Genomic DNA, 16,403 nt, shown 5'->3' with positions numbered 1-16,403 from the left:
ATTACCGTTCTTTTCAATCCTAGTAAGCCCTTACTTGATAAAAATGATATAATAGAACAAAATATCTGTAAAGAGAGGTTGAGTATGAAACGATATTTTTATCTTCTGTTGGTTTTATTTTCCTGCCTTTGTTTTGGTCGGGTTGTCTCGGCTGTTGACTATGATATTGAATCCTATCAAGGCGATCTGGCCTTGCGTGAGGACAATACAGCTACCTATACAGAAAAAGTAACCTACAAGTTTAATGACGACTATAACGGTCAAATTGTTTCGCTAGGATCGGCTGGGAAAATGCCCAATGGCTTTGCCATTGATGGGAATCCGACGGTCTCGGTTCTGACGAATGGTGAGCCAGATATGGACTTTAACCCCCAAGTCAAAGACTTGGGAGATGGCTATGAAGTCAAAATCTATAATTCAGGATCCGACGGTGACAGAGTTGTTGTCACTGTAACCTGGCAGCTGAGAAATCTCCTTTTTCTTCACAGGGATATTGCTGAGCTCAACTGGACTCCTATCAGCGATTGGGACCAGGGGATAGGTGAGGTCGTCTTGACAGTTTCTGGCTTGAGCAATCCAGATAAGAGCGATCTTTTTGCTCATAGTGGCTACTTTGGTACTCAGCCTTTCGTGGATAAGAATGGAACCGACTATCTGGTCAAAATCAATGGAATTGGCTCGGGCGATAATGTCGAGCTCCACGGCTATTGGGATCGACAAGCGGTCTCTCTTGTGTCTCAGAATGAAGACGAGAGCGACTACTTGCCAACCTTTAAAGCTCAAGAAGAAAAGATTGCCCGCATGACGGTCTTTTACCGGCAGCTAGGAGAAATTTATATACCCTTGCTGCTCCTATGTGCCATCCTTGCAGCGGCCATTCTTTATTTTGTCTTTGCCCAGAAGATCAAGCCTAAGCAGTCTTATCCCAAGAATGCCCGTCTATATGAGGCTCCTCAGGACTTGGCTCCTCTTGTCTTAGCGGAAAATATTTACGCGGTAGACATGGAGGATGTCGACCCGACTAGGGGCGGCAAGGCAGTGCTGAACTTTGAAAACATGGTTCAGGCGACTTTGTTAGACTTGCTGGATAGGGGCAATCTCCTCCTGCAGGGGGATGCTGAAAATCCTGTTCTGCAAATAGCGACTTATGATGGTCTGGCAGACTTTGAGAGACGTTTTCTGGGCATGGCTTTTAACAAGCAATCCCAGGCTAGGGTGAAAGATCTCTTTTCAGCCTATCAAATTTCAGAAGATATTTATAAGCACAAGTCTTCTGCGGATGAGTCCTATATCCGTAACATTGGTAGTAACATCAAGTCCTTATTTACTAACAGTTTGCGCTCCTTATCTAAAGAAGTGCGCTCTGAAGGTAAGCGTTTGGGTCTCTTTGGTCACTACCGGCCTCTTAAAGTTCAGGAAAAGAGATTGCTGATTACTGCCATTATTCTAGCTAGTGCTGGTTTGGTACTGTCTATCGCTATTTTCTTTATCTATATGGCTTCTTTTGGCGGCTTTATCTGGTATTATATTCCTTTGGCGCTGGTGAGTCTTGTCTTGATTTTGATTTTTGCTAGTAAGGCACAGCTTTATTGGCGAGATGGCGTCCTGAATGACGAAGGCGCGCACGACTTCTATCTGTGGCGAAGTTTTTCCAATATGCTGCGAGATATTGCCCATCTGGACAATACAGAAATCGAAGGCATTATCCTGTGGAACCGTCTCTTGGTCTATGCGACCCTCTTTGGTTATGCAGATCGTGTCAGCCGTGTCATGGCTCTGCGTCAGATTCACTTGGAAAATCCATCTATGGACAGCTATGTTCAGGCTAACCTGCACTATGCCTTCTATAGCAGTATGCACAGCTTCTCAAACTATGGTCATGTAGCCACTACAGCTAGCAATTTCTCTGTCTCATCTGGCGGTAGTTCAGGTGGTGGGTTCTCTGGCGGCGGAGGCGGCGGAGGCGGTGGAGCTTTCTAATAGATAAACTCCCTCCTAGCCGGAAAAGTCTTAGTACTGGCTTTTCCTAGCCTTGAAATTGTGATATAATAAAACCTAATACTCTTTGGGAATTTAACTGTGACTTTCCTTGAGTAAACCCTTGTTTCAGGAGTATTCTATGTTTATCATTGAAATTTTCATCTCTATTATTTACGGAATCATCGAAGGAATCACAGAATGGCTGCCGATTTCCAGTACAGGGCATCTGATTTTGATTCAAGATTTTATCCAGTATAAAAATCAAAGTCCAGCCTTTATGGAAATGTTTAATGTCGTTATCCAGCTGGGAGCAATTTTAGCGGTTGTCGTCATCTATTTTGACAAGCTCAATCCTTTTAAATCAGGCAAGTCAGCACGTCAGGTTCAAAAGACTTGGCAGCTTTGGGCCAAGGTGGTCGTGGCAGCCTTGCCGGCTGCTGTTATCGGCTTATTTTTGGATGATTGGTTTGAAGCGCACTTCTACAATCTAGTCTCTGTGTCAGTGATGCTGATTGTCTATGGCGCAGCTTTTATCTATCTGGAAAGGCGCGAGCATGAGGAGCCTGCTGTGACGGATTTAGCCTATTTGCCTTACAAGACTGCCTTGCAGATTGGTCTCTTTCAGGTTCTAGCTCTCTTTCCTGGGACTAGCCGTTCTGGTGCCACCATTGTCGGCGGTCTCTTGAATGGTGTTAGTCGTTCTGTCGTGACAGAATTCACTTTCTATCTGGGGATTCCCATTATGTTTGGCGCTAGTGGCTGGAAAATTCTTAAGTTTATCAAGAATGGGAACAGTCTGGGATTTGGGCAAATTTTCTTACTCTTAGTTGCCATGGGGGTGGCCTTCGGTGTCAGTCTAGTCGTGATTCGTTTCCTGACAGACTATGTCAAAAAGCATGACTTTACAATTTTTGGGAAATATCGGATTGGCCTGGGCGGTGTGCTTCTGCTTTATGCAGCAATCAAAGCCTTGATGGGATAAAAGAGGTAATTTTAATGTTTCTCTGACTATCTCATGTAGTGAATAATGAGCTCTCGGAATTTTCTGAGAGCTTTTTTCTTGTAAGGAATCTTTTCTTTCCAACAACTTCCATTTTCAGACCAATACTAGCTATTTTTTGAAATACGGGGGATTTTTTAGTATAATAGTAGGACTAGAAGTGTATGAGGTAGAGATATGGAAATGAAACAGATTAGTGATTCGACCATAAAAATCACGATTCAGCTGGAAGATTTGGAAGAGCGCGGCATGGAAATGGCCGATTTCTTGGTCCCCCAAGAAAAAACGGAAGAATTTTTCTACACCATCTTAGATGAGTTGGAAATGCCGGATAATTTTTTGGACAGCGGCATGCTGAGTTTCCGTGTGACGCCTAAGCCAGACAAGGTAGATGTTTTTGTTACCAAGTCTAAATTGGATAAGAATCTGAGTTTTGAGGATTTGGCAGATCTGCCAGACATGGATGAGTTATCTCATATGTCTCCAGATGAATTCCTCAAGACATTGGAAAAGAGCATTTTTGAAAAGAGTAAGGAAGACATAGAAGCAGTCCAATCTTTGGAAACAGCAGAAGCAGAGGAAGGGGAGCAGCATTCTCAGGAGGCGGCTGATGAGCAGTCGGCGGAAAATGCAGAGCGCTATATTTACTATATCCTGCGTTTTGAAGATATTAAGGCTGCTGCGGCCTTTGCTCAGACGGTGGACTATAAGATTGATTTATCAGAGCTTTATAAGTATGATTCAGCTTATTATTTGACGATTTTGGTGGATGTTGAGGGCTTTCCGGAGCGTTATCCTGCTTGGCTCTTGGCCAAGATGCGTGAATTCGCAGATGATTCAGATATCACTCGGGCAGTGCTGCAGGAGCACGGTCATCTGCTTTTGGTGACAGATGCTGTCTCCGGCCTGCAGAAGGTTGAATGCCTATGATTACTTTTCCATTAAAGTTTATCTTGGTATTGCTGGGAACTTTTTTTATCGGGGTGATTCTGACACCCTTGGTTCGGCTCTTAGCCTTTAAGATTGGTGCGGTAGATTATCCCAATGCTCGCCGCATCAATAAAAAGCCCATGCCTAGCAGTGGCGGGCTGGCGATTGTAGCGGCCTTTTCTATTTCTACTCTGCTCTTGATGCCGCAGATTGTTGCTGTAGATTTTTTTGGACAGACCTATTTTGATTATGTTTGGCCGGTTGTACTAGGTGGTTTGATTATTGCCTTTACAGGGCTGGTCGATGATATCAAAGAGCTGTCGCCCCTGCTGAAAATGGGTGGAATTGTTCTAGCAGCCAGCCTAATCTGGTGGCTGACAGATTTCCGATTGGATGATTTTAAGATTCCTTTTGGCGGACCTTTCCTGCATTTTGAGCCTTGGCTGTCCTATATTTTGACAGTGGTGTGGATTATTTCTATCACTAATGCGGTTAATTTGATTGACGGTTTGGATGGTCTAGTGAGCGGGGTATCCATTATCTCCTTGGTGACGATGGGGATTGTTTCTTATTTCTTTTTGCCCCAACACAATCTCTTTCTGACCCTGACTATTTTCGTCTTGGTCTTGTCAATTGCGGGTTTTTTCCCTTACAATTACCACCCAGCTATCATCTATCTTGGTGATACGGGGGCCCTTTTCATCGGCTTTATGATTGCTGTTCTGTCCTTGCAAGGGCTGAAAAATGCGACGGCTGTTGCGGTGGTGACTCCTATGATTATCTTAGGGGTGCCGATTACGGATACTTTTCTGGCGATTATCCGCCGTACTCTGTCTGGCCAGAAATTCTACACGCCTGACAAGCACCATCTCCATCACAGACTCTTGTCCTTGGGATTGACTCACCGAGGAACAGTACTGGTTATCTATGGGATTTCGCTGGTCTTTGCCATGATTTCTCTCTTGTTGAATGTTTCCAGTCGGATTGGTGGTGTGCTCTTGATGATTGGCTTACTTCTGGGTGTTGAGCTCTTTGCTGAGCTGGTCGGAGTTTTGGGGCCTAATCGTACTCCTTTGCTCAATATTCTCCGCTTTATTGGGAACTCCTCCTACCGAGAGGAAGTTCGACGGAAATGGCGCCAAAAGAGGAATAAATAAGAATAGCTCTAAACAAAATAAAAGCCTTTTAGGCTTTTTTTTGGTATACTAAAGTGTGTAAATCAGCTAAGCAAAGAAAGGAAAAAGAAATGTCTGTCTTAGAAATCAAAGATCTTCATGTTGAAATCGAAGGAAAAAAAATTCTCAAAGGGGTGAATCTCACTCTGAAAACAGGAGAGGTTGCAGCTATTATGGGCCCAAATGGAACGGGGAAGTCCACCTTGTCTGCGGCTATCATGGGCAATCCTAACTACGAAGTGACTCAAGGGGAGGTTCTTTTTGATGGAGTCAATATCTTAGAGTTGGAAGTAGACGAGCGTGCTCGCATGGGGCTCTTCCTTGCTATGCAGTACCCTAGTGAAATTCCTGGTATTACTAATGCCGAATTCTTGAGAGCAGCTATGAATGCTGGCAAGGAAGACGAGGAAAAAATCTCTGTCCGTGACTTTATCATGAAGCTGGATGAAAAGATGGAACTGCTCAACATGAAAGAAGAAATGGCTGAGCGCTACCTTAATGAAGGTTTCTCCGGTGGTGAAAAGAAGCGCAATGAAATTCTACAGTTGCTCATGCTAGAGCCGACTTTTGCGCTCTTGGATGAGATTGACTCAGGTCTGGATATCGATGCTCTTAAGGTTGTTTCTAAGGGAGTTAATGCTATGCGCGGTGAAGGCTTTGGTGCTATGATTATCACCCACTACCAACGCCTGCTCAACTATATCACTCCAGATGTGGTTCATGTCATGATGGATGGTAAAGTCGTTCTTTCTGGCGGTCCAGAATTGGCAGTCCGTTTGGAGAAAGAAGGCTATGCCAAATTGGCTGAAGAATTGGGCTTCACCTATACCGAAGAAGCCTAGTCAAACATTCTTTTGACTTTGATAAAAGATAGGAGAATGACATGACTAAAGAATTAATTCAAGAATTTTCACAGCTACATGCAGAGCCAGACTGGCTCTTTCAACTGCGGCAGCAGGCCTTTGATAAGATTGACCAGTTAGAATTGCCGCGTATTGAGCGGGTTAAATTTCATCGCTGGAATCTGGGAGACGGCCGTATTTCAGAAAGTGAGCCGCTGACAAGTGTTCCAGACTTTACAGCTCTAGAAGACAATCTCAAACTCGTTCAGGTGGGAACTCAGACTGTTCTGGAGCAATTGCCGGCTGACTTGGCAGACCAAGGTGTGGTCTTCACTGATTTCCACTCTGCTTTGGAAGAAATTCCAGAGCTGGTAGAGAAGCATTTTATGTCCGCAGTCAAGTATGACGAGGATAAATTAGCGGCTTACCATACGGCCTATTTCAACAGCGGTGCGGTTCTTTATGTGCCGGACAATGTTGAGATTGACCAGCCGATTGAAGGAATTTTTTATCAGGACAGCGAAAGCGATGTTCCTTTTAACAAGCATATTTTGATTATCGCGGGCAAGCATTCCAAGGTTAACTACTTGGAACGCTTGGAAACTTATGGTGAAGGGGCTGTTCCGGTAACAGCCAATATCACTGTCGAAGTCATTGCTCAGGCTGGAGCTCAGATTAAGTTTTCCGCTATTGACCGCTTGGGCGAAAATGTAACGGCTTATATCAGCCGTCGCGGTAAGCTGGACAACGATGCTATGATTGACTGGGCCATCGGCGTTATGAACGAAGGCAATGTCGTGGCTGACTTTGATAGCGACCTCTATGGCAAGGGTAGCCATGCGGATATGAAGGTGGTGGCTCTATCCAGCGGTAAGCAGGTTCAGGGAATTGATACCCGCGTAACTAACTATGGCTGCAACTCTATCGGAAATATCCTGCAGCACGGGGTTATCCTGGAAAAAGGAACTCTGACCTTCAATGGTATTGGCCATATTATCAAAGGTGCCAAGGGAGCAGATGCCCAGCAGGAAAGCCGGGTTCTCATGCTGTCTGACCAAGCTCGCTCAGATGCTAATCCCATCCTCTTGATTGATGAGAATGATGTGACAGCTGGTCACGCGGCTTCTATCGGTCAGGTAGATCCAGAAGATATGTACTACCTCATGAGTCGGGGGCTTGATAAGGCGACAGCGGAGCGCTTGGTCGTGCGTGGCTTCTTGGGCTCAGTGATTGTGGAAATCCCTGTTAAAGAAGTCCGTGATGAAATGATTGAAAATATCGATATTATTCTCGCAAAAAGATAAAAAGCTGGGCCTTGTCCCTTGTAAGTAGATAGGAGTCTTCATGTCTGGATTTAATGCAGAAGCAATCAAGCAAGATTTTCCCATTTTGGACCAAATTGTCAATGATGAGCCTTTGGTTTATTTGGACAATGCGGCGACAACCCAGAAACCCAAGCAGGTGCTAGATGCCATTGAGGAATACTATCTTAGAGACAATGCCAACGTCCACCGCGGTGTGCATACGCTAGCCGAGCGGGCAACTGCAGCCTATGAAGCAGCCAGAGAAAGAGTTCGTTCTTTTATCAATGCAGCTTCTAGCAGAGAGGTTCTCTTTACACGAGGAACTACGACGGGGCTTAACTGGGTGGCTCAGTTTGCGGCTGAAATGCTGCAGCCTGGTGACCAAGTGATGATTTCTATCATGGAGCACCATTCCAATGTCATTCCTTGGCAGGAAGTTTGTAGGAAGACTGGAGCCAAGCTGGTCTATGTCTATCTCAAAGATGGTGCTCTGGATATGGAGGATTTCCGTGCCAAGCTCAATGAGCGGACCAAGTTTGCCTCTTTGGCTCATGCTTCTAATGTCCTCGGTGTCATCAATCCCATCAAGGAGATTGCCCAGCTTGTTCATCAGCAAGGAGCACTTTTAGTGGTGGATGGGGCTCAATCCATTCCGCACATGAAGATTGATGTGCAGGATTTGGATGTGGACTTCTTCGCCTTTTCGGGACATAAGATGGCAGGCCCGACTGGTATCGGGGTTCTCTATGGTAAGGAAGAGTTGCTAGAAGAGATGTCGCCAGTCGAGTTCGGCGGTGAAATGATTGATTTTGTCTATGAGCAGGAAGCGACCTGGAAGGAGCTTCCGTGGAAGTTTGAAGCCGGAACGCCGAATATGGCAGGAGCAATCGGTCTTGCGGCGGCCATTGATTATTTGGAAGACTTGGGCATGGATGCCATTGCACAGCATGAGCAGGACTTGATTGCCTACGTATTTCCTAAGCTGCAGGCAGTGGAAGGCTTGACCATTTACGGCTCTCAGGACCTAGCCCAGCGTTCAGGCGTGATTGCCTTTAACCTGGATGGTCTCCATCCGCATGATGTCGCGACAGCTCTGGACTACGAAGGAGTGGCTGTTCGGGCGGGCCACCATTGTGCTCAGCCTCTGCTCACCTATCTGCAGGTGCCAGCGACTGTGCGGGCTAGCTTTTATATCTATAACACCTATGCAGATTGTGACAAGCTGGTAGATGCTTTAGAAAAGACAAAGGAGTTTTTCAATGGCGCTTTCTAAGTTAGACAGTCTTTACAAGGCGGTTGTGACCGACCACTCGGCTCACCCCCATCATCATGGTAAGTTGGAAGATGTGGAGCAAGTAGTTCTCAATAACCCGACCTGTGGCGATGTTATCAGCCTGTCTGTCAAGTTTAATGCTGAAAATCAGATTGAGGATATTGCCTTTGTTAATTCTGGCTGTACCATCTCAACGGCTTCGGCCAGCATGATGACGGATGCGGTTCTGGGCAAGACAAAAGAGCAGGCACTGGAATTAGCAGAGGTCTTCTCTCAGATGGTTCAGGGCCAGGAAGACAGTCGCCAGAAAGAATTGGGAGATGGCGCCTTTTTAGCAGGCGTTGCCAAATTCCCGCAGCGGATTAAGTGTGCGACCTTGGGTTGGAATGCCCTCAAGCGAGCAATTGAAGAAGATAAAAAGTAAGAATGTGAAAGGAAATTATGTCAGAAGAAAGAGTAGAACCAAAACCGATTGATCTCGGTGAGTACAAGTTTGGTTTCCATGACGATGTTGAACCTGTCCTCTCGACAGGAAAAGGGCTGAATGAAGCGGTCATTCGTGAGCTTTCTGCAGCCAAGGATGAACCAGAGTGGATGCTGGATTTCCGCCTCAAATCCTACGAGGCTTTCAAGAAGATGCCGATGCAGACTTGGGGACCGGATTTGTCGGAAATTAATTTTGATGACTTGATTTATTACCAAAAGGCCTCTGATAAACCTGCTAGAAGCTGGGATGAAGTGCCTGAGAAGATCAAGGAAACCTTTGAGAAGATTGGGATCCCAGAAGCAGAGCGAGCTTACCTGGCTGGTGCGGCTGCCCAGTATGAGTCCGAAGTGGTCTACCACAATATGAAGGAAGAGTTCCAAAAGCTAGGAATTGTCTTTACGGATACCGACTCAGCTCTTAAGGAATATCCAGAACTTTTCAAGCAGTATTTTGCTAAGCTGGTTCCTCCGACAGATAACAAGCTAGCAGCTCTCAACTCCGCCGTCTGGTCTGGTGGTACCTTCATCTATGTGCCAAAAGGTGTCAAGGTAGATGTTCCCTTGCAGACTTATTTCCGGATTAACAATGAAAATTCGGGTCAGTTTGAGCGGACTTTGATTATCGTTGACGAGGGAGCAAGTGTCCATTATGTTGAGGGATGTACAGCTCCAACGTACTCTAGTAATAGTCTACATGCGGCAATTGTTGAAATTTTTGCCCTCGATGGTGCCTATATGCGCTACACCACTATTCAAAACTGGTCTGATAATGTCTACAACCTCGTGACCAAGCGGGCGCGGGCTATGAAAGATGCGACAGTTGAGTGGATTGACGGGAATCTTGGTGCGAAAACAACTATGAAGTATCCGTCTGTCTATCTGGATGGGCCTGGAGCGCGAGGAACCATGTTGTCTATTGCCTTTGCAAATACCAATCAGCACCAAGATACAGGGGCTAAGATGATTCATAATGCTCCGCATACCAGCTCATCTATCGTGTCTAAGTCCATTGCTAAAGGCGGAGGTAAAGTGGACTACCGCGGTCAAGTGACCTTTGGAAAGAATTCACAGAAATCCGTCAGCCATATTGAGTGTGATACGATTATCATGGACGATATTTCGGCGTCAGATACCATTCCCTTTAATGAAATTCATAACTCTCAAGTGGCTCTGGAGCATGAGGCCAAGGTTTCTAAGATTTCAGAAGAGCAGCTCTACTATCTCATGAGCCGTGGCTTGTCCGAATCCGAAGCTACCGAAATGATTGTCATGGGCTTTGTCGAGCCATTCACCAAAGAACTGCCTATGGAATATGCTGTTGAGCTTAACCGTCTTATCAGCTATGAAATGGAAGGATCAGTTGGGTAAAACTTTAAATCACTGCTTGAAGACACGCATTGCGAGTTAATATTCAAAGAAGTTTGCTAGTTCTAGTCCAACATTTACAAAACATACAAAACAACCGCGCATCATTTGATTCGCGGCTTTTCTTTATAATTTCTCGTTGACATAGCGGACAAAGTCATTCCACCAGACCTTGAAGAAGATACTTTTTTCAACCTCTTGGCCGGCCACCATTGTGACAGAAGGTGCTTTGTTTTCCAGATAGCCTTGACCGATTGGCTCAGGGTCGGTATAGGTCAAGGTGCCGAGTTCAGTATTTTTTTTCAGAGGAGCTTGGAAGCCTTGTTCCTTGGTGGAAAATTCCACTTTGTGCTCTGCCTGATTGGCAATGCGCTCAATAATAGTAAAATCCTTGCTGGCAACGGCTGGCACAGTCTTTTGTTTGCCATCAATAACTGTTGAATGGCTTTTATTGTAGGCTTCCCCCTCAGCCACAATGGTCGTCTGAGTGAAGTTTTGCGAAACATAGTTCATCAAAGAGGCTGTGGCTACAAAGCGTGCGTAGGGGTCGCCGTCAGTTTGCTCAACGTCCAGCACAACAGTAATCATGCGAATGCCATTCTCAGTAGTCGTTGCAACAAAGGAAGAGCCTCCCTTCTCCGAACTGCCGGCTTTGAGTCCGTCAACACCTGATCGGAAGTTGGACTGGTTTTCCAGCATGAAGTTATAATTTTCCAGACTCGTCCCCGCAATTTTGGCTGTGGACTTGGAAGTAATCTCTGTCACTTGAGGGAAGTCCATAATCAGATGTCGGCTGATAACAGCCAAGTCGTAGGCGCTGAATTTGTTTTCACTATCCTTATTTTTTTTAGATGTGCTAGCTGAGGCAGTATAGTCCGTTTCTTCAGATGCGTATTCTAGAAGAAGAGTATTCAGCCCTGTGGAATTTACAACAGTAGCATCTGTGATTCCCCATTCTTTGAGCTTGGCTTTCATCATTTGGACGAAATTCTCTTCGCTGCCCCCAACCTTCTCAGCCAAGGCAATCGTGGCACTATTAGCGCTAGACATCAAGGAGGCGGCAATCAAGTCCTTGACTTTGTAACGTCTGGCTTCCAAAGGGACATTACTGATATTTGGATTAGCTGTCAGATTGTAGGCGTAGTCTGAAATATCAACATAGGTATCGGCAGTCAGATCTCCTCTGTCAATGGCTTCATAGACCAGATAGACGGTCAAAAGATTGGTGATGGAGCCAACTTCAATTGGAGTAGTTGCGTCTTTTTCGTAGAGAATCTTTCCAGAAGTAGCATCCACAGCCATTGCACTTTTAGCGGCAATGTTGTAATCATCTGCTGCAACCTTGCTGGCGGTCAATCCGACCAAAACTAGAAAACATAGGAATAATCGTTTCATTTCTTTCCCCTAAAACAAGATATAACCATTGTATCATAAAATTCTCTTTTCTTTTACAAATCAAGGATAATAAAAGATTACAAAATAAATGTAAGGAAAAGTAGAACAATCTCCTTTAAGAGATTTTTTATAAAAACATCTTTCGAAAAAATCTCACAAAATAGAAAAATATTTGAAAAAACACAGTTTATAGGGCTGAAAAATAGAAAATTATTACTTTTTTACATAAAGCGTTTGCTTTTTCAAAAAAATATTGTATAATAATACAATATACTGAATTGAGAAGGAGAATGCTCATGAAAAAATCTAAATGGTTGGCCATTACTGGACTGACAGTCGTGTCAACACTAATCTTAGCTGCTTGTGGAAGTTCTAGTGCCAGCAATACATATTCTTATGTCTATTCGAATGATCCTGATACTTTGGACTATGTCAATTCAAATCGAGCTACTACTTCTGATGTTATTGCAAACTTGGTGGATGGTCTTTTAGAAAATGATGAATATGGCAATCTGGTTCCGTCTATTGCGGAAGACTGGACTGTTTCAAAGGACGGTTTGACCTATACCTATAAGCTTCGTAAAGATGCTAAATGGTATACATCAGACGGTGAAGAATACGCAGAGGTTAAAGCTCAAGACTTTGTCACTGGTTTGAAGCATGCGGCAGATGAAAAATCAGAAGCCCTTCCAATCGTCCAAAGCTCTATCAAAGGCTTGGATGCCTATGTCAAGGGTGAATCAAATGACTTTTCAACCGTAGGTGTCAAGGCTGTCGATGACTATACGGTTGAGTACACTCTTAACCAGCCAGAAAGTTACTGGAACTCTAAAACTACTATGGGGATTCTGTTCCCAATCAATGAGGATTTCTTAAAGTCACAAGGCAAAGATTTTGGTACAGTTAAACCCTCTTCCATTCTTTATAATGGACCTTATGTTCTGAAAGCATTCACTTCTAAGTCTGTCATCGAATATGCTAAAAATCAGAACTACTGGGATAAGGACAATGTCAAGATTGAAAATGTGAAGCTGACTTACTATGATGGTTCTGACCAAGAAGCTTTGATTCGTAACTTCTCAGATGGAGCCTACTCTCAAGCGCGACTTTATCCGACAAGTTCTAACTACGCTTCTGTAGAAAAACAATACAAAGATAATATTATCTTCTCACCGCAGAATTCAACTAGTTTCTATTTTGCTTTCAATCTGAATCGTAAGGCTTATAATCATTCGTCTAAAACCACAGATGTTCAGAAGACATCGACTACAGCGGCTATTCAAAATAAAGACTTCCGTCAGGCAATCAACTTTGCCTTTGACCGGACATCTTTTGGAGCTCAGATGAATGGTAAAGACGGAGCGACTAAACTCATCCGTAGCTTGCTTGTTCCTCCTAGCTTCGTGCAGGTTGATGGCAAAGACTTTTCAGAGGTTGTAGAGAGTAAGCTTCCTACATACGGCGATGAGTGGAGCGGTGTCAAGCTGACAGATGCTCAAGACAGCATCTACAATGCTGACAAGGCCAAGGCTGAGTTTGCTAAGGCTAAGGAAGCCTTGCAAGCAGAAGGTGTTGAATTCCCGATTCATATCGATATTCCTGTGGATCAGACTGACAAAGTCCTAGTACAACGGACCAACTCTTTCAAACAGTCTGTTGAAGCAGCGCTCGGACAGGATAATGTAGTCATTGATGTTCAGCAAATGTCTACAGATGACTTTGATAACTCTGCTTACTTTGCAGAAACAGCAGCTCAGAAGGACTACGACCTCAACATGTCTGGTTGGTCAGCAGACTACCAAGATCCATCAACTTATCTGAATATTTTCAACCCAGAAACGGGTGACGCTACAGATAATATTGGATTAGAAAAAGGGAAAAATGCTGATGTTGCAAATAAAGTCGGCTTGAACGAATACAAAGAGTTATTGGATGAGGCAGATAAGGAAAAACAAGATACCGACGCTCGATATACCAAATACGCAGCAGCTCAGGCTTGGCTGACAGATAGCTCAATTGTTATTCCTAGTGTTTCTGGAGGTGGTTCACCAGTTGTTCAGAAGGTCGTGCCATTTACCAAGTCTTACTCTTATGTCGGAATCAAAGGGGATGTCTATGTCTTTAAGAACATGGAACTCCAAAATGATATTGTGACAGCCAAAGACTACGAAGCTGCTCTTAAGAAATGGGAAAAAGAAAAGGAAGCATCCAATAAAAAAGCCCAAGAAGAGCTAGAAAAACACATCAAATAAGCTTCTGAACCGCGAACTTTTGACTCTTTACAAACAGATTGGAATCAAAAGTTTGTAAATACGATAAAGCGAGACTGAGACATTTTGTCCCAGTCTCTTTTTTATATGAATCTCTATTGCATTGAAGCGTTTACATCCTGTCGCAGAAGTGCTATAATGAAAGTAATCTTAATGAAAACTGGAGGAAGTTTATGAAAACATCTAAGTTAGCTGCAGCTGCTGGGCTTGTCATTCTCTCTGCAGGTGTTTTGGCGGCCTGTTCGTTTGGCGGCTCCAATTCATCTGGGAAAAACTATAGCTATGTTTATACCGCAGATCCAGATACGTTGGATTACACTGTGTCCAATAAGCGGGCAACCAATGAGATTATGGCTAATGTAGTGGATGGTTTGCTGGAAAGCGATAAGTATGGTAACTTAGTGCCTTCTCTAGCGGAAGATTGGACTGTTTCAAAAGATGGTCTAACCTATACTTATAAGCTTCGTGAGGGAGTGAAATGGTATACTTCTGATGGTGAAGAGTATGCAGATGTGACTGCTAAAGACTTTGTGACCAGTCTGAAGCATGCCGCAGACAGCAAGTCTGATGGCCTCTATATCGTTCAAAAATCCATTAAAGGCTTGGACGATTATGTCAATGGTAAAATAACTGATTTCTCCCAAGTGGGTGTCAAGGCGGTGGATGATTCTACTGTTCAATACACTTTGAATCAGCCAGAAAGTTTCTGGAATTCTAAGACAACCATGGGGATTCTTTTCCCAATTAACGAAGAATTTCTGAAATCAAAAGGTGACAAGTTTGCTCAGGGAACGGATCCGACCAGTGTCCTCTATAACGGTCCGTTTATCTTGAAATCTATCACTTCAAAATCTCAAATTAGCTTAGAGAAAAATCCAAACTATTGGGATAAGGAAAAGGTAAAAATTGATACTGTCAAATTCTCTTACTACGATGGTCAAGATACAGAATCTCTGGTGCGTGGCTTTTCTGATGGCAACTACACCATTGCTCGTCTTTTCCCAAATAGCTCCAACTTTGCCAGCGTGAAGAAACAGTACGGCGATAACATCGTCTACACACCTCAAGGTTCAGGAACCTTCTTTGTCACAACTAATATTGACCGTCAGGCTTACGAGCATACTTCTAAGACAACGGATGCACAGAAATCTTCCACTAAGAAAGCACTGCTCAATAAAGATTTTCGTCAGGCTCTGCTTTTTGCCTTTGACCGTACTGCCTATTCTGCACAAACCAATGGCGAAGAAGCAGCAGACAAACAACTTCGTAATACCTTTGTTCCGCCAACCTTTGTACAAGCTAATGGTAAAGAGTTCGGCAGCATTGTAGAAGAAAATCTGGCTAGCTACGGTGATGAGTGGAAGGGAGTCAAATTAGACGACGCTCAGGATGGTCTTTATAATCCAGAAAAAGCCAAGGCAGAATTTGCCAAAGCTAAGGAAGCGCTGCAGGCAGAAGGAGTAGAATTCCCTATTCATCTGGATATTCCGGTTAGCTCAGCAGATACCAATGGTGTTAAGGGTGTTCAGTCACTGAAGCAGTCTATTGAAGCTAATCTTGGCTCTGACAATGTGGTGATTGACATTCAGCAGATGACAGATGATGAGTTGAATAACATCACCTACTTTGCGAACTCTGCATCTCAAGAAGATTGGGACTTGAATAATAATCTCGGCTGGAGCCCAGATTATAACGATCCATCTTCTTATCTGGAAATCACTGGCTCTAAGACTGGTGAGAATGTTGACAGCTACTTTGGTTTTGACCCTGGAACAGATAATGCAGCAGCTAAAGAGGCCGGCTTTGAAGAGTATGACAAGCTCTTGGAAGACGCTGCTTCAGAAAACGAGGACATTAACAAACGTTACGAAAAGTATGCTGCAGCTCAGGCTTGGCTGACAGACAGTGCCCTGTTGATGCCGGCATGGTCATCTGGTGCAACACCAAGTGTCCGTAAGGTTGTTCCATTCTCAGGTCCATTTGCTTGGACTGGAAACAAGGGTGAATACAGCTTTAAATATGTTGAAATCCAAGATAAACCAATAACGACTAAAGAATATGAAAAAGCGCGTGAAAAATGGGCAAAAGAAAAGGAAGAATCCAATAAAAAAGCTCAAGAAGAACTCGCAGAACATATCAAATAAAGCAAGAAAATCCCACTGTTACTACAATGGGATTTTTGATGATTTTGAAGACGAAATGGGTCAGGTTGAGGTTGCCTAGTCCTAGATAATAAACATCCGAGAAAGCCAATTGCATAAACATCTTAGGCTGCTAGTGAGCTAACTTAATATTCTGAAAATTTATTTTACTTTTAGTACTATCTATGCTATAATCTTAATTAATCTAAAAATCTAAAGATGGAGAACCCATATGAACAAGT

At 43.9% G+C, this 16,403-nt stretch carries 12 protein-coding genes; 11 read left to right on the top strand and 1 reads right to left on the bottom strand.

Annotated features, from left to right (window positions below; translation table 11 throughout):
• The first annotated feature begins 84 nt into the window (after window positions 1-84).
• From HMPREF9389_RS10595 to sufB, 9 genes are all read left to right on the top strand, one after another.
• On the top strand, window positions 85-1,980 hold the full coding sequence (locus HMPREF9389_RS10595; protein ID WP_002927666.1) for a DUF2207 domain-containing protein: 1,896 nt from the start codon (window positions 85-87) through the stop codon (window positions 1,978-1,980).
• 139 nt (window positions 1,981-2,119) lie between these two features.
• Window positions 2,120-2,962, top strand: coding sequence for an undecaprenyl-diphosphate phosphatase (locus tag HMPREF9389_RS10600; protein ID WP_002927663.1), 843 nt, complete (start codon window positions 2,120-2,122; stop codon window positions 2,960-2,962).
• A gap of 195 nt (window positions 2,963-3,157) precedes the next feature.
• Entirely contained in the window at window positions 3,158-3,910 is a 753-nt protein-coding gene (gene mecA, locus HMPREF9389_RS10605) for an adaptor protein MecA (RefSeq protein WP_002927661.1), read from the top strand.
• A complete protein-coding gene (locus tag HMPREF9389_RS10610; protein ID WP_002893637.1) occupies window positions 3,901-5,067 on the top strand; it encodes a glycosyltransferase family 4 protein in 1,167 nt (388 codons plus the stop codon). The genes mecA and HMPREF9389_RS10610 overlap by 10 nt, the downstream gene beginning before the upstream one ends.
• A gap of 89 nt (window positions 5,068-5,156) precedes the next feature.
• A complete protein-coding gene (sufC, locus tag HMPREF9389_RS10615; protein ID WP_002893635.1) occupies window positions 5,157-5,927 on the top strand; it encodes a Fe-S cluster assembly ATPase SufC in 771 nt (256 codons plus the stop codon).
• A 41-nt stretch (window positions 5,928-5,968) separates the two neighbouring features.
• Window positions 5,969-7,231 carry a Fe-S cluster assembly protein SufD gene (gene sufD, locus HMPREF9389_RS10620; RefSeq protein WP_002927656.1) on the top strand — a complete coding sequence of 421 codons (1,263 nt, stop codon included), beginning with the start codon at window positions 5,969-5,971 and terminating at the stop codon, window positions 7,229-7,231.
• A 40-nt stretch (window positions 7,232-7,271) separates the two neighbouring features.
• On the top strand, window positions 7,272-8,504 hold the full coding sequence (locus tag HMPREF9389_RS10625; RefSeq protein WP_002927654.1) for a cysteine desulfurase: 1,233 nt from the start codon (window positions 7,272-7,274) through the stop codon (window positions 8,502-8,504).
• Window positions 8,491-8,928 (top strand): Fe-S cluster assembly sulfur transfer protein SufU, encoded by a 438-nt coding sequence (gene sufU / locus HMPREF9389_RS10630; RefSeq protein WP_002902442.1) that lies wholly within the window; start codon window positions 8,491-8,493, stop codon window positions 8,926-8,928. The genes HMPREF9389_RS10625 and sufU overlap by 14 nt, the downstream gene beginning before the upstream one ends.
• Before the next feature lie 17 nt (window positions 8,929-8,945).
• On the top strand, window positions 8,946-10,358 hold the full coding sequence (sufB, locus tag HMPREF9389_RS10635; RefSeq protein ID WP_002893631.1) for a Fe-S cluster assembly protein SufB: 1,413 nt from the start codon (window positions 8,946-8,948) through the stop codon (window positions 10,356-10,358).
• A 123-nt stretch (window positions 10,359-10,481) separates the two neighbouring features.
• On the opposite strand, the gene pbp3 is transcribed toward sufB, so the two are convergent.
• Window positions 10,482-11,750 (bottom strand): D-alanyl-D-alanine carboxypeptidase PBP3, encoded by a 1,269-nt coding sequence (gene pbp3 / locus HMPREF9389_RS10640; RefSeq protein ID WP_002927651.1) that lies wholly within the window; start codon window positions 11,748-11,750, stop codon window positions 10,482-10,484.
• A gap of 296 nt (window positions 11,751-12,046) precedes the next feature.
• Here pbp3 and HMPREF9389_RS10645 point away from each other — a divergent pair, with 296 nt between their 5' ends.
• Window positions 12,047-14,002, top strand: a complete 1,956-nt coding sequence (locus HMPREF9389_RS10645) for a peptide ABC transporter substrate-binding protein (RefSeq protein WP_032906119.1) — start codon at window positions 12,047-12,049, stop codon at window positions 14,000-14,002.
• A 191-nt stretch (window positions 14,003-14,193) separates the two neighbouring features.
• On the top strand, window positions 14,194-16,164 hold the full coding sequence (locus HMPREF9389_RS10650) for a peptide ABC transporter substrate-binding protein (RefSeq protein WP_002927642.1): 1,971 nt from the start codon (window positions 14,194-14,196) through the stop codon (window positions 16,162-16,164).
• Window positions 16,165-16,403: the final 239 nt, after the last annotated feature.

This window comes from Streptococcus sanguinis SK355 (genome assembly GCF_000212855.1).
Taxonomy (GTDB): domain Bacteria; phylum Bacillota; class Bacilli; order Lactobacillales; family Streptococcaceae; genus Streptococcus; species Streptococcus sanguinis_A.
Note: the sequence above shows the minus strand (reverse complement) of the source record. Positions and strands in the feature narration are given on the sequence as shown.